This window comes from Actinomyces sp. Z16, from assembly GCF_003111765.1.
In the GTDB taxonomy this organism is placed as follows: Bacteria; Actinomycetota; Actinomycetes; order Actinomycetales; family Actinomycetaceae; genus Actinomyces; species Actinomyces glycerinitolerans.
Genome location: NZ_CP027862.1, coordinates 914,598 through 936,431 on the forward strand (window position 1 = coordinate 914,598; position 21,834 = coordinate 936,431).

Genomic DNA, 21,834 nt, shown 5'->3' on the forward strand with positions numbered 1-21,834 from the left:
GCAACCGACGGAGGAACATGGCTAAGAAGGACGGCGTCATCGAGGTCGAGGGATCGGTCGTCGAGGCCCTTCCGAACGCGATGTTCCGGGTCGAGCTGAGCAACGGGCATGTCGTGCTCGCGCACATCTCGGGCAAGATGCGGCAGCACTACATCCGCATCCTGCCGGAGGACCGCGTGGTCGTTGAGCTCAGCCCCTACGACCTGTCGCGTGGCCGCATCGTCTACCGGTACAAGTGACAGTCCTCCCTGCCGGGAGGACGGAGGAACAACATGAAGGTCAAGCCGAGCGTCAAGAAGATCTGTGACAACTGCAAGGTGATTCGTCGCCACGGCAAGGTCATGGTCATCTGCGACAACCCGCGGCACAAGCAGCGTCAGGGCTGACACCCGCGCGTCGCCGGCCTGGGGTCGGCGGCAAAACAACTCAGCACTCACCCCAGTGGCGCCTCGCGCCACCACCCCCGGTTCCTGGAGGCCGGGGCCACCGGAAGGCGGTGGAGGGGATGGGTGACGACCTCCGGGAGCACACAGGAGAACCACACAGTGGCACGCATTTCCGGCGTCGACCTGCCTCGCGAGAAGCGAGTCGAGGTCGCGCTCACCTACATCTACGGGATCGGACGCACCCGCGCCCAGAAGACCCTCGAGGCCACCGGGGTCAACCCGGACACCCGGGTCAAGGACCTGACGGAGGACGAGCTGGTCGCGCTGCGCAACCACATCGACTCCAGCTACCAGGTCGAGGGCGACCTGCGTCGTGAGGTCCAGGCGGACATCCGCCGCAAGATTGAGATCGGCTCCTACCAGGGCCTGCGCCACCGCCGGCACCTGCCGGTCCGCGGCCAGCGCACCAAGACCAACGCCCGCACTCGCAAGGGCCCCAAGCGCACCGTGGCCGGTAAGAAGAAGGCCAAGTAACCAGCCGTTATCCGGGCGCCGCAGGCCCGGAACTAGACCTCACTCGAAGAAGGAAGCATGCCCCCTAAGACTCGTTCCACCGCGCGCAAGCCGCGCCGCAAGGACCGTAAGAACGTCACCCACGGTCACGCCTACATCAAGTCCACCTTCAACAACACCATCGTGTCCCTGACGGACCCCAACGGCGCCGTCATCGCCTGGGCCTCCTCCGGCCAGGTCGGTTTCAAGGGCTCGCGCAAGTCGACGCCGTACGCCGCTCAGCTCGCCGCCGAGGCTGCCGCCCGCCGCGCCCAGGACCACGGCATGAAGAAGGTCGACGTGTTCGTCAAGGGCCCCGGCTCCGGCCGCGAGACCGCGATCCGCTCCCTCCAGGCTGCCGGCCTCGAGGTCGGCTCGATCACCGACGTGACCCCGCAGGCGCACAACGGCTGCCGCCCGCCGAAGCGGCGCCGCGTCTGAGGCTCGACCCTACGGTCGGCGCCTCCCCACAAAAGCTGGGGACGACGTCGGCCATTGGCTCCGCCCGGACAGGACGGGCCGGCCGCCGACGCGTGTCGGCGGCCAACACCATGAGGAACGGCGTCATATAGCGGGCGCCGCGACGAAAGGAAACCCCTAGTGCTCATTGCACAGCGACCCACACTCTCCGAGGAGGTCATTGAGGAGGACCGCCGCTCGCGGTTCATCCTCGAGCCCCTCGAGCCCGGCTTCGGCTACACGCTCGGAAACTCCCTGCGTCGCACGCTGCTGTCCTCCATCCCGGGCGCGGCCGTGACCTCCGTCCGCATTGAGGGCGTGCCCCACGAGTTCCGCACCATTGCCGGGGTCAAGGAGGACGTCGCCCAGATCATCCTGAATATCAAGGAGATCGTCCTGTCGTCCGAGAACGACGAGCCGGTGGTCATGTACCTGCGCAAGTCCGGCCCGGGCGTCGTCGTCGCCGGCGACATCACCCCGCCGGCGGGCGTGGAGATCCACAACCCCGAGCTGGTGATCGCCACTCTCAACGAGAAGGGCAAGCTGGAGATCGAGCTGACGGTCGAGCGCGGCCGCGGCTACGTGTCCGCCAACCAGAACAAGGACCCGAACGCCGAGATCTCGCGTATTCCGGTCGACTCCATCTACTCACCGGTCAAGAAGGTCTCCTACGCGGTGGAGGCCACCCGTGTGGAGCAGCGCACGGACTTCGACCGCCTGGTGGTGGACGTGGAGACCAAGGCCTCCATGACCCCGCGCGACGCGCTGGCCTCCGCCGGCAAGACGCTGGTTGAGCTGTTCGGGCTGGCCCGTGAGCTCAACGTCGAGGCCGAGGGCATCGAGGTCGGCCCCTCGCCGATGGATCAGGCCCTGCAGCAGGATCTGGCCATGATGATTGACGAGCTGGACCTGCAGGCCCGCTCCTCCAACGCCCTCAAGCGCGAGGGCATCCACACCGTCGGTGAGCTCGTCGCGCGCAGCGAGGCTGACCTCCTCGACATCCGCAACTTCGGTGCCAAGTCGATCTCCGAGATCAAGGACAAGCTGGCCGAGCTCGGGCTGTCCCTCAAGGGGTCCCCGGTCGACTACGCCCCGGAGGGCGACTACACCAACCCCACCTTCAGCGACGAGCAGCAGGCCTGACGCCGGCTCGCCATTCCACTAGGAGACAACATGCCTCGCCCCACCAAGGGTCCCCGGCTGGGCGGATCCCCCCAGCACGAGCGCCACATGCTGGCCAACCTGGCCACGCAGCTCATCATCCACGAGTCGATCACGACCACGGAGGCCCGCGCCCGGCGCCTGCGGCCCTACGTCGAGAAGCTCATCACCAAGGGCAAGCGCGGCGACCTTCACGCCCGCCGCACCGTGATGAAGAAGATGACGGACAAGTACGCCGTCTACCGCCTCTTCGACGAGATCGCCCCGCAGATGGCCGACCGCGACGGCGGCTACACCCGCATCATCAAGACCGCGCCGCGCCGGGGCGACAACGCCCCCATGGCCCAGATCTCGCTGGTGCTGGAGCCGGTCGCCAAGAAGGCCGTCGTCGACGACGCCGTCCGCACCGCTAAGCGTGCGGCCGAGCAGGCCGTGGCCGAGGTTGAGGAGGCCGCCGCCGAGGTCGAGGCCGAGGAGACTCCGGCCGATGACGTCGCCGAGGTTGCCGTGGAGGAGACCGAGGCCGCTGACGAGGCCGCTGTCGACGAGACTTCCGGCAAGCCCGTCTACGCCGGCTCGGTGCGCCTGGAGAAGGGCTCCACCGAGGCGCCCGACGCCGACCACGAGGTCAAGGGCAACGAGGACTCCATGAAGTACCACGTGCCCGGCTCCCGCTGGTACGACAACACGGTGGCCGAGGTCTGGTTCGCCTCGGCCGAGGACGCCGAGGCCGCGGGCTTCGCCCCCGCCGGCGGTGCCGCCGCGCAGAAGGTCAAGAAGTGAGCCGGTCCCGGTAGGGTCTGAGCGCTGGTGGGCCGCAAGGCTCACACATACGGGGAGGGCCGGTCGCCGCGAGGTGACCGGCCCTCCCTGCGTCTCAGCGTCGGGCGTGCGGAGCCGGAGGCGGTAGTGGTGCGGCGTCGTCGGGCGGGACGGGGCCGTCAGGGCCGGGCCATCTCCCAGCAGCGGGCTCCGCCGGTCATGCCGGCCTCGTTGGGCACGACGACGACGTCGTCGCCGATCTTGTCGAGCTGGAAGGCGGTGATGCGGCGGGAGTTGCCGCCGCCCAGGTAGAGCCGGTCCCACATGTACATGGGGCGCAGTGCCTCGACCACGCGCCGCACCCGCCGCGACCAGTGGGCGTCCCCCAGGCGCAGGCGCTCGTGCTCGCCGATGTAGTCGTCATAGCTAAGACCCCAGCGGACCGGCCCCTGGGAGACCTCCACGTGCGGGGCGAGCACGCCGTTGTCGAAGACGGCGTTGCCCAGACCCGTCCCCAGGGTCACGATCATCTCCAGGCCGTGGCCGGTGACGACGCCGGCGCCGGCCACCTCGGCGTCGTTGAGCACCAGCACCGGGCGGCCGAGGGTCTCCTGTAGTCGCCCGCCCATGTCGAAGCGCGCCCAGGCCTCCACCAGCTCCGGCAGGACGCGGGAGCGGGGGCCGTCCTTGGTGATGTAGTGGGGGGTGGCGATGACGACCCCGTGGCGGATCATGCCGGGCATGCCGACGGTCACCCGGTCGGCGGGCGGCAGCTGATCGGCCAGGTCCTTGATGGTGTCCACCAGCAGTTCCGGCGGCAGCGGGTAGGGGGTGGGGGTGCGCAGGGCGCGGGAGATGATGGCGCCGTCGGCGTCGAGCACGGAGGCCTTGATGCCGCCGCCGCCGCAGTCGACGCTGAGCGTGGTCGTAGTGGTCACGCCCCGACGCTACCGGTTTGGGGATGCGAGAGACAGTTGAAGAAGAACTCTGCGTCACCGGTGCTCACAAGTTTGATCACGACGCGCTGAGAATGAGGATAACTGTGATGTCTCAGGACATCGGTGACACTTGTGGTCGTTTTCGGGGTCTGCCGCGGTTGGAGCGTGTGCTGGGGTCGTGGTGGCTGACGTACCTGGTGGCCGGGTCGGGCCAGGGGTAGCTGGTGATGACCTCGCCGTCGGTGTCGACGAACCAGATAGCGGTGGTGTTCCAGCAGGCGGTGACCTGTTGGCCGGCACGTTTCTTGGAGACCAGGAACGAGGTATTAGCGATCGTGACGGTGCCGTTGGATGCGATCGTCTTGGCCCGCTGACCGTGCTCGCCGAGCCGGGACCGGCTGCGGCGCCCCTTGTCGGCCAGGACTTCATAGTCGTCCAGGGCCTGCTGCGCGGCCGCGGCGCTCGGGTCCGGTGGGCCTCCAGGGATCACCGGCTCATCACGCGCGGGGTCGGGGCGCGGTGGAGCGGCGACAGGGGTGGCCCGCCATGCCTGGGCCGGGGTGATGCGCCCGGGCAGGCCCTGGTGGGGGCGCTCGTTGTTTACAGGTGGTCGAAGGCGTCTACCTGGTCCTGTAGCTCTTCGATGGTGTGGGCTAGGGGCTGGTTGTCCAGGTAGCGGAACAGGGTCTGGTGGAAGCGCTCATTCTTACCCTGAGTGGTTGGCTTGTACGGCTTGCCGGTGATCGCCTCAACCCCAAGAGTCCTGATGTGCTCTACCAGCGCGCCCTGCATGCCCCGCCTGGTGGGGTTCAGAGCAGCACCGTTGTCGGTCAATAGCCGCTGGGGCACCCCGTAGCGGACCACGGCCCGGTCGAATACCGCGATAGCAGCTTCGCTGGTTCTGCGACCAGGCGACCAGGGACGCCACCGCCAGGCGGGAGTGATCGTCGATGAGCTGGGGATACGACGCACTTGCGTCCTCCGGCGAGGACGTACTCGGTGGCGCCCCGTCTGCCAGCAGGCGTTCGGGGCGGGGTAGACGAACCGCCTCCACGCAGACCTAGGCCGCTTGTACGGCTCGCGTCTTGCCACGCCCCGTTGGGAGGGTGATGCTCCTATGCGTGTCAAGCGGTGGCGAGCCATTGGTCGTAGGTGGTGGTGAGGTCGCGGTCGGGGCGTTTGCCTCGTTCGAGTTCGCTGATGCGGGCGGGCCAGGTGTGTAGGGCGGTGGCGGCTTGGGTGAGGGTGATGTTCTTGGTCTTGCGGCGTTGGCGCAGGGTGGTGTGGTCTGGTAGGGGTTGGGGGTTGGTCAGGGTTTTGTAGATCTCGCGGGTGATGGCTCTTTTGAGGCATCTGATGGCTTCTCGTTTGGTCTTGCCTCGGGAGATCAGGCGTTGGATGTAGGCGCGTGTGGTGGGGTCGTGTGTGGCGCGGTTGTGGGCGATTTGGTGGATGGCCCAGTTGGCTTGGCGGTCGCCTCCGCGGTTGAGGCGGTGGCGGTCGGTGCGGCCTGAGGAGGCGGGTATGGGGCAGGTGCCGGTCATGGCGGCCAGGGCGGCTTGGGAGCGGATGCGGCCGGGGTTGTCCCCGGCCAGGGACAGTAGTTCGGCTGCGACGACGGTGCCTACGCCCTTGGTGGCGCGCAGGGCCGGGTTGGCTTGTAGGGTCAGGGTGTCGAGCAGGCGGGTGTGCTGGTTGATCTCGGTGTCCAGGTCGAGCCAGCGCCGGGCCAGGCAGCCCAGGACGGAGCGCACGATCTGGCCGGGGTCCTGTTGGGGGTCGGGCTGGTCCAGTGCGGCCAGCGCGTCCAGAAGGGCCCGGTCGTCCAGGCCCCGGTAGTCCTCGCGTACGCTGGTGGGGGCGGTGATCAGCAGGTCCTTGAGCTGGCGCATGGTGTCGCCCTGGGCGCGTACGGCCTGGCGGCGGGCGTTCTTGGCGGCGCGGATCGCGGTGACGCTGCCGGTGCCGGTCTTGGGTACCGGTAGTGATCCGTCGTCCGCTGCGGCGGCGCGTGCGGCCCTGTAGGCGTCGATGGTGTCGGTCTTGCCTCTGGGGCGCTTGGGGGTGCCGGGGCGCAGGGCCTCGCGTACTTGCAGGCCCTGGGACAGTAGGTGGCTGGTCAGGGTCCTGCCGTAGGAGCCGGTGCCCTCCACCGCCACTAGTGCGGGTCGGCCGTGGCTGGTGATGAAGTCGTACAGGTCTTGGTGGCCTTCCGGGGTGGAGGGGAACTGGCGGTCCGCCAGCGGGTGGCCCAGGGCGTCCACTACGGCCGCGTGGTGGGTGTCGGCGTGGGTGTCCACGCCGGCGAACACGCTCGCCGACGCTCCCGGTCCGGCACCTGCGGTGCCGGTGTGGACATGCTCGGGTGTCCTTGTCATGATGAGTCCTGCCTCTCGCGCAGTATGTGGTGTGGGGGCTGCGGCCGCCCGGGTCGTGCGCGGACAAGACGTTTACGGGACGATTCGTAGGATGAGTTCAGGCTCCTATTAGGTCACGCGCCGGCCCGGCGGCTGCGCTCGTCGGCGAGGCGGACAAATCACGCGAAAGGCACCACTACCGGCAGGCCAGTCAGTTTGAGGGTCACGCCCCACGACGAGCACAACCAACATAAACGTCAGATTGTTTGTGTAAGGGGTGTGGCCTGACCTGCGAGGAGACGAGAGGGTGAGTGTGAATGAGGATCGGGCTGCGGCTGGTGAGCGGCAGCGTGAGATCGCTGAGGAGCTGAAGGCATCGGGCGCGTTGGATGAGATCTTCGCCCAGATCGATGCCGGTACCCCGTTGACTGGAGAGGATGGCCTGCTGACCGGCGTGCTCAAGGCGGCCCTGGAGCGGGGTCCTGGGTGGCCGAGCTGGCCAGCCATTTGGGCTATGAGAAGGGCGCTGCGGACGCCGCGGCGCATCCCAACTCTCGTAACGGCACGAGTCGTAAGACGGTCAGTACTTAAGGATCGGGGATGTTGACCTGGACGTGCCGCGGGATAGGGCCGGCACCATACGCCCCGATGCTGGTACCCAAGGGGCAGCGCCGCCTGGACGGCCTGGACGGGATGATCATCAGCCTGTACGCCGGCGGCATGACGGTGCGAGACATCCAGCACCATCTGGCCTCGACCATCGGCACCGAGCTGAGCCACGAGACGATCAACACAGGTCACCGATCAGATCGGCGAGGAGGTCCTGGCCTGGCAGCACCGGCCGCTGGAGTCTCTTTACCCGGTGATTCTGGCTGGACGCGATCGTGGTCAAGATCCGCGACGGAGCCCACGTCTCCAACCGGGCCGCACACATCGCCGTAGGGCGCGGGGCATGGACGGGATCAAGCACGTCCTGGGGATCTGGGTGCAGGCCCATGAGGGGGCTAAGTTCTGGGCCGGGGTGTGCGCCCGTGCCGGCACAACCGCGGCGTCCTAGGGGCGTGCTGATCGTGTGCTGCGACGGACTGACTGGGTTCCCCGAGGCTATCGAGGCGACCTGGCCGCAGGCCACTGTCCAGACCTGCGTGGTGCACCTGATCCGGGCCGCCACACGGTTCGTGTCCTACAAGGACCGCAAGGCCGTGTGCGCCGCGCTGCGGCCGATCTACCAGGCCGCTAATGAGGAGGCCGCCCTGGAGGCCCTGGCGGCCTTCGAGACCAGCGAACTCGGCCAGCGCTACCCGGCGGCGGTCAAGACCTTCACCGACGCCTGGGAGCGGTTCACCCCGTTCCTGGCGTACTCCGGCCGATGCTGCGCCGGGTCATCTCTCCCCCACTGCGTGGGAGGTACCCCCTCCACCAACAGCATCGAGTCGCCCAGCTACCAGCAGCAGAGGTGCCCGAAGAACCGGGGCCAGTTCCCCTCCGACGCCGCGGCGGTGAAGCTTTTGTGGCTGGCGATCTGCAACATCGAGGACAAGCGCGCCAGACAGCGCGAGAAGGAGAAGAACCTACCCGCCAGCAAACGCAAAGCGCCAGGCCGGCTCGTGGAGGGAGCGGTGACCACCAACTGGAAACAAGCCCTCCAGCAACTGGCCCTGGCCTACCCAGAACGAATCAACCCCCACCTGTGACCCAACCCACTTACACAAACATATTGACAGGCTCCCCGTTGGCGGAAGATGCGTGCCAGAGCTGCTGGCGAGGGCGCGTCCAGCCCCATTGCCAGCATCTTGTCATGAACGGACACCGGCCCGTGGTCTAGGCCGGAGGACGCCATTGAGGCGCGCACCGCCACCGTCTGATTCTTGATGTCCTGGCCCAAGGCGGTAGGGCTAGACCTCGGACGCCTGGACAGCGGCTCGAGGACAGCGGCCTGCCCCAGCTCGACAGCCCTGCGTCGCAGCTTGTAGAAGGTGTTGCGGCTGATGGCGTGCTCGGCGCAAAACGAGGTCACCGCACCACGCGGGGCGTCGTCGGGCCACCGGGCAATCGCAAGTCTGATACGCGGGTCAACAGGATCATTACTCACCGGCCCATCACAGCCGACCTGTCACCACCAACAACCCCCGAACTGTCACCGATGTCCTGAGGCAGGATAGAAAATAAAGATAACAAACGGATGTCAAATGTGGCGGTTTGTCTTCAAATAGACATCGTCGTGTCGCATAGCGTAGGTTTCATAACATACTGAATCCTGTTGACGGACCGCGAATTCTGTGCGACGATGTATCTGACGCAAGCGCTGTTGCTAGCGTCGGCGTCGATACGTGCGTCGGCGTCGATACGTGCGTCGGTATTGGCGCCTGGAACTCTACTCCTGGGAGTTTGTCATGAAATGTCGCGCATTCACTTCCTTGTTGCTCGCTGGGTCGCTGATCCTCGGTGCAGCTCCGGCGTTCTCGGCGGTGACTATGTCAACCACGGGGGCGTCCGCAACTCGTTCCGGCAACACGGTCACCGTCAGGGACACGTCGGCGGACAGTCATTCGGTGTTCGCCAACGTCAACAACACGGGCAATCGTCTCGATAACAATGCCGGCTATGGTGCGTCGGTCTCGCGGACGTATGGCTTCACAGTGACCTCCGTGCGGGCGTGTGTTAACATTCAGCGCGCCCCTGACCGCTGCTCGAACTGGGGCTGACGCCGGAGCTGCTTACCTTCTCAACATGGGGAACGGTCCTCTACCATGAACGCTGTGAATGCGGCTTCCTATGAATCGAAGATCCCAGCTCTTGTCATGGACGGGGTCAGTTTCTCCTACGGAAAACAGCAGGTGCTCCACGATGTGTCGCTGACCGTCCCGGTGGGGCGGTCAGTGGCCATTGTGGGCCCCTCCGGCAGCGGCAAGTCCACGCTTCTGTCGATCGTGCTGGGACTACTGAAGCCGGACGCAGGCAGGATAAGCATTACTGGCAAGCCGGTGGACGCGGGGCTGTCCGGGGCGACCTCGCGCCTGCGCCGCGAGACCATCGGCATGGTCTTCCAATCCGGTTACCTGCTTGACGAACTCAGCCCGGTGGAGAACGTCATGTTGCCCGCGCTGGCTGCCGGCGTGGACGCGGGCGAGGCCCGCAAGCGGGCCGAACGCGCGCTGAGCGGGCTCGGGCTGGCCGAACTGGAGCGGCCCGTGGGCACCTACTCCGGTGGCGAGCAGCAGCGCGTGGCCATCGGACGTGCACTGGTGAATTCTCCCCAACTGCTCGTTGCGGATGAGCCCACCGCCTCCCTTGATCCTGACAATCGGCAGGCAGTGGTGGAGCTGCTGCTGGGGCAGGCGAGCGCACACGGCTGTGGCATCCTCCTGGTCACCCACGACATGAGCGTGGCGGGACGGGCCGATGCGGTGCTGCGCCTGGCCGACGGACGCCTGGAGCCACAGTCGTGAGAGGCGCACTGTTAAAGGGCCTGGTCGGGGTGGCGCATGCCTTGCGGCGCCAGCATGCCCACGCCGGTACACGCGCCGGCGCAATCGTGGTGGCGCTCGGGACCTTCCTTACTTGTGTAGGCGCGCTCGGAGCCGTATTGGCCGCCACCACCATTGACCTGCGTACCGAGCGCTCGGCTGCGGCCTCACCGGTCTTCGTGGAGTCCGAAGAAGATGCCCAACTGCTGTACTACTACGCCTACGGCAGCAGCAATGACCGCCCAGTGACGATCGGCGTAATCGAACCGCTCTCCGATGACGCGCCGCTACCGCCGGGTGTGGAGCAGTGGCCGGATCCTGGCCAGGCGGTGGTCTCCCCACAGCTCGCGGAAGAACTCACCGGAGATGCCGCCCTTGACTACGGACAGGTGGTCGGCACAATCGACCCGGCCGCCCTAGAGAGTCCCACTGAGCGACGCGTGTACATGCGCCCGGCTTCCGATGCGCTGCAAGCCGAGGCGATGTTTCCGGTTTCAGGCTTCGGAGCGCCGCCGGAGGACGAGAACTCGATCCTTCACGGTGTCGGCTATCTCTACGGCAGCTCCAAGGGCGAGACAGTGCCGCTGGCGCTCATTGCGCTGTCAGTCACCGGGCTTATCACCGTGGCCGCCGGTGCCTGTGTGGGCGCGCAGTCGCTGCGCCGCGACGGGCTCATGTTCATGACCATCGGCCTGCAGCGCCGCCACATGGCGATCGTGGATGCGCTGGAACTCCTGCGTGTCACGCTCGTCGGTGCCGCGGGTGCCGGGGTACTGCTGGCGGTCGCCTGCCTGCGGGACATCAGTATTCCATTCCTGGATACGCGGTACCTGGCAACCGACACCCGCGCAGCCCTGGTGGCCTTCATCGTGGCCCTTTTGGCGGCATGGCTGATGTCCAACCTGGCACTCATCCTGGCCCGTGCCGCGGTGCGGCGTCTGGGAGGAAGGCGCCGGTCCCGGGGTGGTGAGCCCAACCGCGGGCTGGCCAGTTCCATCTGCCTGTTTGCCATGGTGGCGGCCGTCAGCGTGCCGCAACTGTGGCCGAACTGGCCCGAAAAGACGATCCTGTGCACCCTGGCTGGCGCCGTGGTGGCGATAACCGCGTGGGCGCCGATCACCGCATGCACCCAGGCCATAGGCGCCGGGCTCGCGCAAGTGGGCCTACACCATCGCTCTCCGGGCGCCCTGGTGGGAGGCCGCGTGTTGCAGCGGCAGACAGTACGTAGCAGGCGCCTGGCCATCGGGGTGTGCGCCGCGGTCATTATGGCCGGCTTTGTACAGTTGTGGGTTGGCTCGCTTGGGGTGGCCTACTACGGCTCGGTCGCTAACCGGGATGTCTTCGGTACCAGCGTGCTTGAGATCGCCAGCCGTATGGACACAAGCGCCTTCGTTTCGGTGTTGCCCGAGAATACGGGCGTGGTTCGCGTGGGCCAGGCTGAATGGGACGAGGAGCTGCAGCAGGACGTGACCACGCTTAGTGCCGACTGCGCGACGCTCGAGGCCCTGGAACTGCAGTGCTCCGTCGGGGAGGCCGAGCGCGTCACCCTGACCACGGCTCGCCAACGCTACGTGGCCGGAGCGCAGCTGGCGGATGTCACTGCGGTGGATGCCACCGCCGCGGTTTCAGAGGATCAGACTCTGGTGCTTATCTCCCTGGACGGCAGCGACCTGAACGTGAATCAGCTGCAGACGCTGGCCAGCGAGCGCATCCCGGGTGCGGTGGTGGGCACTCGTTCCGAATGGATCGTTTCCGGTGTGGACACCCTCCTCAAGGCCAACTGGGTGATCACGCTCGCCATCGTGGGACTCACGGGCGTATTCGTTGCGCTCGCGGTGGTGGTCGCCACCGATGCCCGCGGGCTCGGCGCGCTGCTGGCGCCGCTGGGCTCCCTGCTGGGCCGACCCCGGATAGCCTCTGCCGCCGCGGCCTGGAGCGCGGGGGTGCCCCTGCTGGTTTCGGGCGGATTCGGCGTGCTCGCCTACCAGATCCTGCCCATGGGCATGGACAAGATCGCCGGTGATACCGACATGTTCGCCACCCTATGGCACCCCAGCTCCGCGTTCACCGCGGCCGCGTTGGTGCTGACGGTGGTGGCCGCGCTCGTCGCCGCAGGACTGGCCGGCAACCTGGCACAGCGCTACGTGCGCGCCTGGCGTCCCGGTGCCACCGCGGCCGAGCTGCGCGCCTAGAGCCTTCGCAAGGCGGGGAAGGACACGCTCTCGGTTGCTGTTGCACGACCTTGGGGTGTTTTGCACGACCCCGGGGTGGTCGTGCAATGGCACCAAGGTCGTGCATCAACACGTCCGGATGCCTCTCTGTTGCTTCTGTCAATGGGCCACAATGGCGTCGCGCCAACGCGCCAGCCGGCTCTTGATCTCATCAAGCTGTGCGGGGATGACGCCGTAGTCGGTGACATGTTCAGGCTGCATTCGCTCGGCAAACGCTAGTCGCTGCGCGAGGCGATCCAGCGTGAACCCGGTATCGGCGCGCTTGGCCAGGCGATAGAGATCCGCGTCGGAGTACTGACCGCTCCGTCGGATGGCATCAACGTCAAGGAAGTCTCGTACCTCGCCTCGCGAAAACAGTGCTGCGATCTTGTTTCCAACAGCATCATCTTGAGCCAGGACAGGACCGATGGCGAGGGAAACGGCTGGTTCGGCGCGCCAGTCGATTCCGAGGTCCATTCCGATCTCCAGCCCGTTCGGTGTCGTTACGGTCAACTGTGCGAAGCCCTGCTGCCGCCGTTCCACAAGGACGCGATACCCGTGTTCTCTCACCTGGGTGATGAGGCGATCTACGGCGGGTTCAAAACGGGCTTGCGCACTCTGCACGGTGAAAAGATCGACGTCTTGGGTGGGGCGGTTGATGAGCCCATGTTCGCGAATCGCCCCTGACCCCGCCAAGGCGAACTCGTCGTCGGCCAAGGCAGCGAGCGCTAGCTTTGTCAAGCGCCACTGCTCATCAGCCAGGCGACCGACTACCATGCGAGCCCACGCAACTCGGGGAATCGCCCTTCCCAAAGCGTGACGATTCGCTGGTCGAGGTTCAGAGTCGGCCACAGTGCCACGAGTCGGTCGCGGTTGATGAATCGCCGCTGGTCGTCAACGGTCCCCTCAGCGAGGACAGCCTGATAGACGATCTGCGCATGCGGGTCTCGGCTAACGTCATACGTTCGAGTTCCCGGTACCCAGCGCACACGCAGGGGGAGGGTGACCTCGCCTGCTGCAGGACCGGTTAGCTCATCCAGTGTGGTTGGCGCCTCGATGGGTTTAATGTCCCGGAACCGCATACGCTCTGCGGTGCGTTCAACCATATGTCTTGGGCCTCCTTGACTTCAGGGTACGCCGGCAACCTGGCCCAGCGCTATGTGCGTGCCTGGCGGCCGGGCGCCACCGCTGCCGAGCTGCGCGGATAGGGTCTTTGTCTCCGGGCGTGCGCGCGAAGGGCCGGGCTGGCCGCCGAAGGTGAGGCGGGGGCCGTTGCTGTTGAACGACCCTGGGCCACGTTGCACGACCTTGGGGTGTTTTGCACGACCCCGGGGTGGTCGTGGAACGCACACCAAGGTCGTGCAATGGCACCAAGGTCGTGCAAGTGAGACGCGGCCCGACGTCTAGCACCGAGGCGGACGGGTGAAGGCAGCACCCGGGCTGTGGTCTCATGGTTGCCATGACCGATGCCGAGCCCACGCGCGATGCTGACCCCACGTACGGAGCCGACCCCACCCGCCCCGACACGGTGCGCGTGCGCCTGGACCTCGCCTACGACGGCACCGGCTTCCACGGCTGGGCAGCCCAGCCCGGCCTGCGCACCGTCGAGGGCGTGCTGACCGACGCCCTGGCCACCGTGCTGCGCGCTCCGGTGCGGCTGACGGTGGCCGGGCGCACCGACGCCGGCGTGCACGCGAGCGGGCAGGTCGCCCACCTCGACGTGCCCGTCGCAGCCTGGCGCGCCCTGCCCGGACGCTCCACGCGTACCCCCGAGCAGACGCTGCTGGACCGGCTGGCCGGCGTGCTGGCCCGCGAGGCCCAGGGCGGCCCAGCCCCCGCCCCGCGCGGCGCCGGCGACCTCGTGGTCCACGGCGTGCGCGTGGTCCCCGCCGCCTTCGACGCCCGCTTCTCCGCCCTGACCCGCCGCTACCGGTACCGGATCGCCGACGGCGGCCCCGCCGGCGCCCCGCGCGACCCCGCGCGCCGCGGCCAGGTCCTGTGGGTGAACGAGCGGCTCGACGTCGACGCCATGCAGATGGCCGCCCACCCCCTGCTGGGCGAGCACGACTTCCTGTCCTACTGCCGCCCCCGCGAGGGCGCCACCACCATCCGCACCCTGAAAGAGCTCTCCTGGCGGCGTGTGCCCGCCGACGCCCCCGGCCCCGACGGCGGCCTGGTCACCCTCACCGTCGTCGCCGACGCCTTCTGCCACTCCATGGTGCGTTCCCTGGTGGGCGCCGCCCTCGAAGTCGGGACCGGACGCCGCGACGTCGACTGGCCCGCCCGGCTGCTGGCAGCCCGCAGTCGAGGCCGGGCTGCGCCGGTTGCTCCGGCCCATGGGCTCACCTTGGAAGCCGTCACCTACCCGGCCGACGCCGAGCTGGCCGCACAGGCCGAGCGGGCCCGCACCCTGCGTCGGGCGCCGAACTGTTGCGACTGACCGCGCGGCTGATGGTGCGGTCAGTCCCGGGCGCCGGTCCCGTCGGCAGGCGCCCCTGGTACCGCTGCACCGTCGGCGAGCGGCACAGCGGCGTGTCAGGTTTCACGGCCGCCCGGGTGCCGGCGGCTTTGACCGTCCCCGAAGCCGCCGGTAGGGTAGGGGATCGTCGTGCAGCACGCGATCACGCTCGTGGTGCCATCCCACTCGCCACTTGCGGCCGGTGCTCCGACCACCTCATCTGACCATGGCGGTCCCGCCGGATGCCAGCGCCTGCGTTGTGTCCGCGTGTCCGCCCGCCAAGAGAAACGAAGGCAACGCCAGTGCGCACGTACACACCGAAGCCCGGCGACGTCAAGAAGAACTGGTACGTCATTGACGCCAGCGACGTCGTGCTCGGCCAGCTCGCAGCCCAGGCTGCAACCCTGCTCCGTGGGAAGCACAAGCCGCAGTTCGCGCCGAACGAGGACTGTGGCGACTACGTCGTCATCATCAACGCCGACAAGGTCGTCCTCACCCGCGGCAAGGCCGACAAGAAGTTCGCCTACCGCCACTCCGGCTACCCGGGCGGCCTGACCGCCGTCTCCTACCGGGAGCTGCTGGCCACCCACCCCGAGCGGGCCGTCCAGAAGGCCATCAAGGGCATGCTGCCCCACACCCGCCTGGGGCGCGCCCAGCTGAAGAAGCTGAAGGTGTACGCCGGTCCGGAGCACCCGCACGCCTCCCAGAACCCGCAGAGCTACCAGCTCACCCAGGTCACCCAGTAAGCGCTCCAGCGCCCGGCACCCGACAAGCAAAGGACACATCGTGGCTGAGACCACCGTCGACATCGACGCGCTGGACGAGGACAACGCCCCCGCCAGCTACACCACCGAATCCACCCCCACCGAGGGACGCGGCCAGTCCATCACCGCTCCTGGCATGGGACTCGGCCGCCGCAAGGAGGCCGTCGCCCGCGTCCGCCTCATCCCCGGCACCGGCCAGTGGAAGATCAACGGCCGCACCCTGGAGGACTACTTCCCCAACAAGCTGCACCAGCAGCTCGTGCGCGCCCCCTTCACCATCCTCGAGCTCGAGGGCCGCTTCGACGTCATCGCCCGCATCAACGGCGGCGGCATCTCCGGCCAGGCCGGCGCCCTGCGCCTGGGCATCGCCCGCGCCCTGAACGAGATCGACCGTGAGGCCAACCGCCCGGCCCTGAAGAAGGCCGGCTTCCTCACCCGTGACGCCCGCATTGTGGAGCGCAAGAAGGCCGGTCTGCACAAGGCCCGCCGCGCCCCGCAGTACTCCAAGCGCTGACCGCGGCGGCGCCCCCTCCGGGGTGCCCCGAAGCGCATATTTCACGTCGGTGGCCGTCTTCCTTCGGGGAGGCGGCCACCGGTTTGCGCTCCGGCGTGGAATGATGGGGCCGTCTACCCACAGGAGGATCCCATGTCACGACTCTTCGGCACCGACGGCGTCCGCGGACTCGCCAACGAACTGCTCACCCCTGATCTCGCAGTCAGCCTCGGCCGGGCCGCGGCCAGCGTCCTGGTCGGCTCGGACGACTCGCCCCACCGGCTGGGCCGCCGCCCCCGCGCCGTCGTCGGCCGCGACACCCGCGCCAGCGGCGAGTTCCTCGACCACGCCATCAGCGCCGGCCTGGCCGCCTCCGGCATGGATGTCACCCGCGTCGGCGTGCTGCCCACCCCCGCCATCGCTCACCTGACCGCCAGCCAGGACGTCAGCCTCGGCGTGGTCATCTCCGCCTCCCACAACCCCTTCCCTGACAACGGCATCAAGTTCTTCGCCCGCGGCGGCTACAAGCTCGAGGACGCCGTGGAGGACCGCATCGAGGCAGCCCTGAACGAGGACCTGCCCCGCCCCACCGGCGCCGCCGTCGGTCGCGTCATCAAGGGCGAGACGGTCGCCGACCAGACCTACATCAACCACCTGGTGGACTCCGTAGCCACCGACCTGTCCGGCCTGCGCATCGTGGTGGACGCCTCCAACGGCGCCGCCAGCAACGTCGGCCCCGCCGCCCTGCGCTCCGCCGGCGCCGAGGTCATCGCCATCAACGCCTCCCCGGACGGGCTGAACATCAACGCCGACTGCGGTTCCACCCACCCTGAGCAGCTGCAGGCGTATGTGCGCAGCGTCGGCGCGGACATGGGGGTCGCCTATGACGGGGACGCCGACCGCTGCATGGCCGTGGACGCAGACGGCAACCTGGTGGACGGCGACCAGATCATGGGCCTGTTGGCCGTGGGCATGAAGGCCGACGGCACGCTCGGCTCCGACACGCTGGTGGTCACCGTCATGAGCAACCTGGGCCTGATCCTGGCCATGCGCGAGCACGGCATCCGCATTGTGCAGACCGGCGTGGGCGACCGCTACGTGCTGGAGAAGATGCTGCAGGGCGGCTACACCCTCGGCGGCGAGCAGTCCGGGCACGTCATCGACACGATCCACGCCACCACCGGTGACGGCGTGCTCACCTCGCTGCGTGTGGCCGCCCGCATGAAGCGCACCGGCAAGTCCCTGGCCGAGCTGGCCAGCATTGTGCAGCGCCTGCCGCAGACGCTCATCAACGTCCCCGGCGTGGACAAGGCCGCCGCCGGCACCAACAAGGCGGTGCAGGACGCCGTCGCCGACGCCGAGAAGCAGCTGGGGGAGACCGGCCGAGTGCTGCTGCGCCCGTCGGGCACCGAGCCGCTGGTGCGCGTGATGGTGGAGGCCGCCAGCCAGGAGGAGGCCGACCGCGTGGCCGCCGGCCTGGCCGCCGTCGTCAAGGACAACCTCGCACTGTGATCGCGCGGCCCGGGAGACCGGGTCGTCCACGGCTTTCATGCGTATGTGTGCCCCGCCAGGAATATCGGGCGGGGCACACATACGTCTGGGGCGGGCGGCGAGCACCGGTGATGCTGGCCGCCCCAGCCCGCACGGTTTTCAACAGGTTGCGGTTATGGCGGTCCACCGTACGACTGTCCACAGGTCGTCGTCATCGTAAGCGTGCTCCGCTGTAGCTTTGCCACACAGGAGAGCAACAGCAGGGTGGAGGGGACATGGACTTGCCAGACGGTGGATACCGTCCTCCGCCGAGTCATGTGTGTGAGGACGAGACCTACCCGCTAGACGTGGTGCTCGGCGGCGTGGTGGGAACTCATCGGATACTCGTACGTTTGAGGACATACCGGGGGAGGCTTGTCGACTACGCGCTCCAACATGAGTGGCGCAGTGAGTGGGGAGGCGACTGGAAGCCGGTGTTTCGGATCGACACGCGCCATGGCTGCATCCATTCCCACCAGTACCACCGGGATGGGGCTCGTGAGACGCGTCCCATCCAAGCCTTGGGCAGAAACGACCGTGCCATACTGGAAGAGTCCTACGAGACGTCGTATACGCAGGTATTCGACTGGATGGAGCAGCACTTCAGGAGCTGGCAGAGATGAGCGGCACCAAGACGACGCGGCGCGATGCGGCGCGCGCCGTGGGACTCTTCCTCGGCACGCCCGAGGGGCGGGAACTGTTTGCGCGCAACCACTACGTCAGTGAGACCAGGATACTTGCGGTTCCCGAATCCGAGCCCTTCGACTCCGTGCTCTCCGATCACCTCGACCATGGCGCCGACACCATAGTCGCCGTGTTCTTTCCTGATCGTCGGGGCGACGAGCGTTTCGGGTTCTTGAAGTGGGAGATGCCTGCAACAGACTTGCGTGAGGACTGGAGCGCGGAAGACGCGATGACGTTGGGGCGCGGCTCCGCTGGTCACACGTCGTCTATCGGCGCCGTTGTGGACATGATGAAAGCGCAGCGTTTTACCTGGCTCGGCCCGGAGCGTCGACTTCCCGCGCCGGAGGTGTCGGCGCTGCTTAAGCGCCTGTCCGCTAGGGCCTTCGCCGCCGCCTGACGAGGGACTCAGACGACCGGGCCCGCGCCGTTCAACGGCGCGGGCCCGGCACAATTTGGGGGAGTTCAGTGCACGTGCTCACTCCATGGCGCGGATGACTTCCTCCACGGTCTCCTTGGCGTCGCCGAAGAGCATGGAGGTGTTGTCCTTGAAGAACAGCGGGTTCTGCACGCCGGCGTAGCCGGTGGCCATGGAGCGCTTGAACACCACGACCTTGGCGGCATCCCAAACCCGCAGCACCGGCATGCCGGCGATGGGGGAGCCGGGCTCCTCCGCGGCGGGGTTGACCGTGTCATTCGCACCGATGACCAGCACCACGTCGACGTCGGAGAAGCTGTCGTTGACCTCGTCCATCTCCAGCACCAGGTCGTAGGGGACCTTCGCCTCCGCCAGCAGCACGTTCATGTGCCCGGGCAGGCGGCCGGCCACGGGGTGGATGCCGAAGGTGACGTCCACGCCCTCCCCGCGCAGCATCTCCGTCAGCGTCGCCACGGGGTACTGGGCGTGCGCCACGGCCATGCCGTAGCCGGGGGTGATCACCACGCGCTTGGCGTCCTGCAGCGCCCGGGCGACGGCGCCCACGTCGGTCTGCTGGATGGTGCCCTCCTCGCCCGCGGCGGGGGCGGCGACCGCGCCCTCGGTGCCGTAGCCGCCCAGCAGCACGGACACGAAGGAGCGGTTCATGGCCTGGCACATCAGGTAGGACAGGTAGGCGCCGGAGGAGCCCACCAGTGCGCCGGTGATGATCAGCAGGTCGTTGTTGACCATGAAGCCGGTGAAGGCGGAGGCCCAACCGGAGTAGGAGTTCATGATGGCGACGACCACGGGCATGTCACCGCCGCCGATCGCCACCACCAGGTGGGCGCCCAGGGCCAGGGCGATCACCGTCATCACCGCCAGGCACACCCAGGCCGCCGTCGACCCCGGCGGCAGCAGGATGAAGGCGACCATGAGTACGAGGCTGACCAGCAGAGCGGCGAGATTGAGCTTATTGCGCCCCGGCAGGGTGATCGGGCGGCCCGGGACACGCCCGGCGAGTTTGAGCGCCGCCAGCACCGAGCCGGTGAAGGTCACGGCGCCGACGAACACGCCCAGGAACACCTCACCCAGGTGGAATCCTCCCAGCAACTCCGACATCGCATCGGGGGAGGCGTAGGAGCTGTAGCCCACCAGTACGGCGGCCAGACCTACCAGCCCGTTCAGGACCGCGATCAGCTGCGGCATGCCGGTCATGGCTACCCGCCCGGCCAGCAGCATGCCGATCACGGCGCCGATGCCGAGGGCCAGGGCGATCAGGATGGCGGTGGTGACCACGCCCTGTCCGGGGTCGGAGGTCAAAGCCAGGCCGATGGCGGCCGCGACCGCGACCACCATGCCGACGGCGCCGGCGATGTTCCCGGCGACCGCGGTCTCGTGCCGGGACAGTCCGGCGGCGGCGGCGATGAACAGTACCGCCGCGGCGACGTAGGCCAGGGCCACCGGCGAGGGCAGGGTCAGGCCGACGGCGGCGGCGGAGGCCGCAGGGGACACGGCCGACAGAGCCGCTGGCGTGAATGCGGGCAGGGAGACAACAGCTGCGCAGGACATGCCCTCACTCCTTCCTGAACATGGCGAGCATGCGGTTGGTGACCGCGAAGCCGCCGAAGACGTTGATGGACGCGAGCAGGATCGCGATGAAGGCGACGGCGCTGATCGCCGGGTTGGCGTTGCCGACCTGCGAGATGGCGCCGAGCAGGATGATGCCGGAGATCGCATTGGTCACCGACATCAGCGGCGTGTGCAGTGCCGGGGTCACGTTGGAGATGACGTGGAATCCCAGGATGACCGCCAGGGCCAGCACGATGTAGTGGCTGGTGGCGGCCGCGGGGGTGACCAGCACCAAGACGGCGACTGCGACGGCGGCCAGCGCGAGGCCGATGCTCATGCGCCGGCGTGAACGGGCCCGGGCGGCGGCCTGGGCCTCGGCGTCTCCGGAGGCATCGGGGGCCGGCTCGGGGGTCGGGGCGGCCGGCGCCTTGGGGGCGGCCGAGACCGCCACGGGCGGCGGCGGCCACAGCAGTTCGCCGGCCTGGCACACGGTGATGGCCCGCACCACCTGGTCGTCCAGGTCCAGGGTCAGGTCGCCGTCCTTGGCGGGGGTGACCAGGGTAAGCAGGTTGAGGATGTTGCGGCCGTACAGCTGGGAGGCCTGGGCGGGCAGGCGCTCGGCCAGGTCGGTGTAGGCGACGATGGTCACACCGGAGTCGGTGGTGACCACCTCACCTGGCACGGTCAGCTCGGTGTTGCCGCCGTTGGCTGCCGCCATGTCAACGATCACCGAACCGGGCTGCATGGCGTCGATCGCGGCGCGGTCCAGCAGCAGCGGGGCGCGGCGGCCAGGGATGTTCGCCGTCGTGATCACGATGTCCGCGGCGGCGGACTGCTCCGCATACAGGGCGTTCGCCAGCGCCGCCTGGTCGGTACTCATCTCCTTGGCGTAGCCGTCGGCGGACACCTCCTGGGCGGTGGGCACGGGTACGAACTCGGCCCCCACCGACTTGACCTGGTCGGCCACCTCCGGGCGCACGTCGGTGCCCTTGACTACGGCGCCCAGGGAGTAGGCGGTGCCGATGGCGGCCAGGCCGGCCACGCCCGCGCCGATCACGTACACGGAGGCGGGCGGGAACTTGCCGGCGGCGGTCACCTGGCCGTTGAGCAGGCGGCCGAAGTGCGCGGCGGCCTCGATGACGGCCCGGTAGCCGGCCAGGTTCGCCTGGGAGGAGAGCACGTCCATGCTCTGTGCCCGGGAGATGCGCGGCACGGTGTCGATTGCCAGGGCGGTGAGGGAATGGTCCTGCAGGCTCTGCACGAGCTCGGGATGGCGGGCGGGGTCGAGCCTTCCGATGAGGGTGGCGCCCGGGTGCATGAGGTCCAGCTCGGCGTCGTCGGGTGCATAGGCGGTGACGACGACGTTGCAGCCCCAGGTCTCGGCGCGGTCGGCGAGCTGCGCGCCTGCCTCTTCATAGGCGGCGTCGGGGAACTGGGCCGGTGCCCCGGCTCCCCGCTGGACGACGACGTCGTAGCCCAGACGGATCAGCTGTTCCACTGTCTGCGGCGTGGCCGCGGTCATAGAGCGGTCCGGAGGCTGGCAGGGGATTCCAAGACGCATAGAAGCTCCTTTCAGCGGGCGCGCCCGGTGGCGCGGCGGCGACCGCGGGTTGGGGAATACGGGCGCGC

26 protein-coding genes and 1 pseudogene are annotated in these 21,834 nt (G+C 68.1%); 18 read left to right on the forward strand and 9 right to left on the reverse strand.

Annotation, left to right across the window (positions count from 1 at the left end):
* Nucleotides 1–17 precede the first annotated feature (17 nt).
* The 6 genes from infA to rplQ all read left to right on the forward strand — a co-directional run bounded on the left by infA (nt 18) and on the right by rplQ (nt 3,341).
* Complete coding sequence (gene infA, locus C3B71_RS03710) at nt 18–239, forward strand: translation initiation factor IF-1 (RefSeq protein ID WP_003781847.1); 222 nt, start codon at nt 18–20, stop codon at nt 237–239.
* Between the two features lie 33 nt (nt 240–272).
* Nucleotides 273–386: a 50S ribosomal protein L36 gene (gene rpmJ, locus C3B71_RS03715; RefSeq protein WP_073327519.1), complete on the forward strand. Its 114-nt coding sequence runs from the start codon at nt 273–275 to the stop codon at nt 384–386.
* A 159-nt stretch (nt 387–545) separates the two neighbouring features.
* Nucleotides 546–920 carry a 30S ribosomal protein S13 gene (gene rpsM / locus C3B71_RS03720; protein WP_073327517.1) on the forward strand — a complete coding sequence of 125 codons (375 nt, stop codon included), beginning with the start codon at nt 546–548 and terminating at the stop codon, nt 918–920.
* A gap of 57 nt (nt 921–977) precedes the next feature.
* Nucleotides 978–1,379: a 30S ribosomal protein S11 gene (rpsK, locus tag C3B71_RS03725; RefSeq protein ID WP_073327516.1), complete on the forward strand. Its 402-nt coding sequence runs from the start codon at nt 978–980 to the stop codon at nt 1,377–1,379.
* A 159-nt stretch (nt 1,380–1,538) separates the two neighbouring features.
* The gene (locus C3B71_RS03730; RefSeq protein WP_073327514.1) at nt 1,539–2,540 is read left to right on the forward strand and encodes a DNA-directed RNA polymerase subunit alpha; all 1,002 of its coding nucleotides are present in this window, start codon (nt 1,539–1,541) and stop codon (nt 2,538–2,540) included.
* Between the two features lie 30 nt (nt 2,541–2,570).
* Nucleotides 2,571–3,341 (forward strand): 50S ribosomal protein L17, sunset domain variant, encoded by a 771-nt coding sequence (gene rplQ / locus C3B71_RS03735; RefSeq protein ID WP_108966226.1) that lies wholly within the window; start codon nt 2,571–2,573, stop codon nt 3,339–3,341.
* Between the two features lie 158 nt (nt 3,342–3,499).
* On the opposite strand, the gene C3B71_RS03740 is transcribed toward rplQ, so the two are convergent.
* From C3B71_RS03740 to C3B71_RS03750, 4 genes are all read right to left on the reverse strand, one after another.
* The gene (locus C3B71_RS03740) at nt 3,500–4,258 is read right to left on the reverse strand and encodes an ROK family protein (RefSeq protein WP_108966228.1); all 759 of its coding nucleotides are present in this window, start codon (nt 4,256–4,258) and stop codon (nt 3,500–3,502) included.
* Nucleotides 4,259–4,370: 112 nt separating this feature from the next.
* Nucleotides 4,371–4,748 (reverse strand): hypothetical protein, encoded by a 378-nt coding sequence (locus tag C3B71_RS16885; protein WP_181574885.1) that lies wholly within the window; start codon nt 4,746–4,748, stop codon nt 4,371–4,373.
* 110 nt (nt 4,749–4,858) lie between these two features.
* On the reverse strand, nt 4,859–5,230 hold the full coding sequence (locus C3B71_RS16890) for an integrase core domain-containing protein (protein WP_199912571.1): 372 nt from the start codon (nt 5,228–5,230) through the stop codon (nt 4,859–4,861).
* A gap of 152 nt (nt 5,231–5,382) precedes the next feature.
* Nucleotides 5,383–6,636, reverse strand: coding sequence for an IS110 family transposase (locus C3B71_RS03750; protein ID WP_108966230.1), 1,254 nt, complete (start codon nt 6,634–6,636; stop codon nt 5,383–5,385).
* 672 nt (nt 6,637–7,308) lie between these two features.
* Between C3B71_RS03750 and C3B71_RS16895 the strand changes: the two genes are divergently transcribed.
* Genes C3B71_RS16895 through C3B71_RS16905 form a run of 3 tightly spaced genes read left to right on the forward strand, consistent with a single transcriptional unit; the run spans nt 7,309 to nt 8,309 of the window.
* On the forward strand, nt 7,309–7,557 hold the full coding sequence (locus tag C3B71_RS16895) for a hypothetical protein (protein ID WP_396027140.1): 249 nt from the start codon (nt 7,309–7,311) through the stop codon (nt 7,555–7,557).
* Nucleotides 7,460–7,672, forward strand: coding sequence for a hypothetical protein (locus C3B71_RS16900; RefSeq protein ID WP_396027141.1), 213 nt, complete (start codon nt 7,460–7,462; stop codon nt 7,670–7,672). Before C3B71_RS16895 ends, C3B71_RS16900 begins: the two co-directional genes overlap by 98 nt.
* Complete coding sequence (locus C3B71_RS16905; protein WP_396027139.1) at nt 7,647–8,309, forward strand: transposase; 663 nt, start codon at nt 7,647–7,649, stop codon at nt 8,307–8,309. The genes C3B71_RS16900 and C3B71_RS16905 overlap by 26 nt, the downstream gene beginning before the upstream one ends.
* A gap of 32 nt (nt 8,310–8,341) precedes the next feature.
* On the opposite strand, the pseudogene C3B71_RS16335 reads toward C3B71_RS16905, so the two are convergent.
* Nucleotides 8,342–8,707 (reverse strand): annotated as a pseudogene (locus tag C3B71_RS16335) (IS481-like element ISAar28 family transposase); the annotation flags it as partial.
* 301 nt (nt 8,708–9,008) lie between these two features.
* Here C3B71_RS16335 and C3B71_RS15810 point away from each other — a divergent pair.
* The 3 genes from C3B71_RS15810 to C3B71_RS03770 are packed head-to-tail and all read left to right on the forward strand — an operon-like array spanning nt 9,009 to nt 12,274.
* The gene (locus C3B71_RS15810; protein WP_146752384.1) at nt 9,009–9,320 is read left to right on the forward strand and encodes a hypothetical protein; all 312 of its coding nucleotides are present in this window, start codon (nt 9,009–9,011) and stop codon (nt 9,318–9,320) included.
* 54 nt (nt 9,321–9,374) lie between these two features.
* On the forward strand, nt 9,375–10,064 hold the full coding sequence (locus C3B71_RS03765; RefSeq protein ID WP_199912572.1) for an ABC transporter ATP-binding protein: 690 nt from the start codon (nt 9,375–9,377) through the stop codon (nt 10,062–10,064).
* Nucleotides 10,061–12,274, forward strand: coding sequence for a hypothetical protein (locus tag C3B71_RS03770; RefSeq protein WP_146752385.1), 2,214 nt, complete (start codon nt 10,061–10,063; stop codon nt 12,272–12,274). The genes C3B71_RS03765 and C3B71_RS03770 overlap by 4 nt, the downstream gene beginning before the upstream one ends.
* Nucleotides 12,275–12,412: 138 nt before the next feature.
* On the opposite strand, the gene C3B71_RS03775 is transcribed toward C3B71_RS03770, so the two are convergent.
* Together C3B71_RS03775 and C3B71_RS03780 are read right to left on the reverse strand one after the other, a co-directional pair.
* On the reverse strand, nt 12,413–13,009 hold the full coding sequence (locus C3B71_RS03775; RefSeq protein WP_199912573.1) for a nucleotidyl transferase AbiEii/AbiGii toxin family protein: 597 nt from the start codon (nt 13,007–13,009) through the stop codon (nt 12,413–12,415).
* A 53-nt stretch (nt 13,010–13,062) separates the two neighbouring features.
* Complete coding sequence (locus tag C3B71_RS03780; RefSeq protein ID WP_108966239.1) at nt 13,063–13,398, reverse strand: transcriptional regulator; 336 nt, start codon at nt 13,396–13,398, stop codon at nt 13,063–13,065.
* 353 nt (nt 13,399–13,751) lie between these two features.
* Between C3B71_RS03780 and C3B71_RS03785 the strand changes: the two genes are divergently transcribed.
* The 6 genes from C3B71_RS03785 (at nt 13,752) to C3B71_RS03810 (ending at nt 18,618) form a co-directional block, all read left to right on the forward strand.
* Nucleotides 13,752–14,732 (forward strand): tRNA pseudouridine synthase A, encoded by a 981-nt coding sequence (locus C3B71_RS03785; protein ID WP_108969512.1) that lies wholly within the window; start codon nt 13,752–13,754, stop codon nt 14,730–14,732.
* A gap of 320 nt (nt 14,733–15,052) precedes the next feature.
* Nucleotides 15,053–15,496, forward strand: coding sequence for a 50S ribosomal protein L13 (gene rplM / locus C3B71_RS03790; protein ID WP_073327509.1), 444 nt, complete (start codon nt 15,053–15,055; stop codon nt 15,494–15,496).
* Nucleotides 15,497–15,536: 40 nt separating this feature from the next.
* Nucleotides 15,537–16,028, forward strand: a complete 492-nt coding sequence (gene rpsI / locus C3B71_RS03795) for a 30S ribosomal protein S9 (RefSeq protein ID WP_073327508.1) — start codon at nt 15,537–15,539, stop codon at nt 16,026–16,028.
* Nucleotides 16,029–16,160: 132 nt separating this feature from the next.
* Nucleotides 16,161–17,519, forward strand: coding sequence for a phosphoglucosamine mutase (glmM, locus tag C3B71_RS03800; protein WP_073327507.1), 1,359 nt, complete (start codon nt 16,161–16,163; stop codon nt 17,517–17,519).
* Nucleotides 17,520–17,773: 254 nt separating this feature from the next.
* Complete coding sequence (locus C3B71_RS03805; protein WP_139240716.1) at nt 17,774–18,160, forward strand: DUF7718 family protein; 387 nt, start codon at nt 17,774–17,776, stop codon at nt 18,158–18,160.
* Entirely contained in the window at nt 18,157–18,618 is a 462-nt protein-coding gene (locus tag C3B71_RS03810) for a hypothetical protein (RefSeq protein ID WP_108966241.1), read from the forward strand. The genes C3B71_RS03805 and C3B71_RS03810 overlap by 4 nt, the downstream gene beginning before the upstream one ends.
* A 78-nt stretch (nt 18,619–18,696) precedes the next feature.
* Here the strand turns inward: C3B71_RS03810 and C3B71_RS03815 are convergent, their stop codons facing one another.
* Both C3B71_RS03815 and C3B71_RS03820 read right to left on the reverse strand, forming a co-directional pair.
* Entirely contained in the window at nt 18,697–20,205 is a 1,509-nt protein-coding gene (locus C3B71_RS03815; RefSeq protein ID WP_108966243.1) for an NAD(P)(+) transhydrogenase (Re/Si-specific) subunit beta, read from the reverse strand.
* Between the two features lie 4 nt (nt 20,206–20,209).
* The gene (locus C3B71_RS03820) at nt 20,210–21,766 is read right to left on the reverse strand and encodes a Re/Si-specific NAD(P)(+) transhydrogenase subunit alpha (RefSeq protein WP_108966245.1); all 1,557 of its coding nucleotides are present in this window, start codon (nt 21,764–21,766) and stop codon (nt 20,210–20,212) included.
* Between the last annotated feature and the right edge of the window lie 68 nt (nt 21,767–21,834).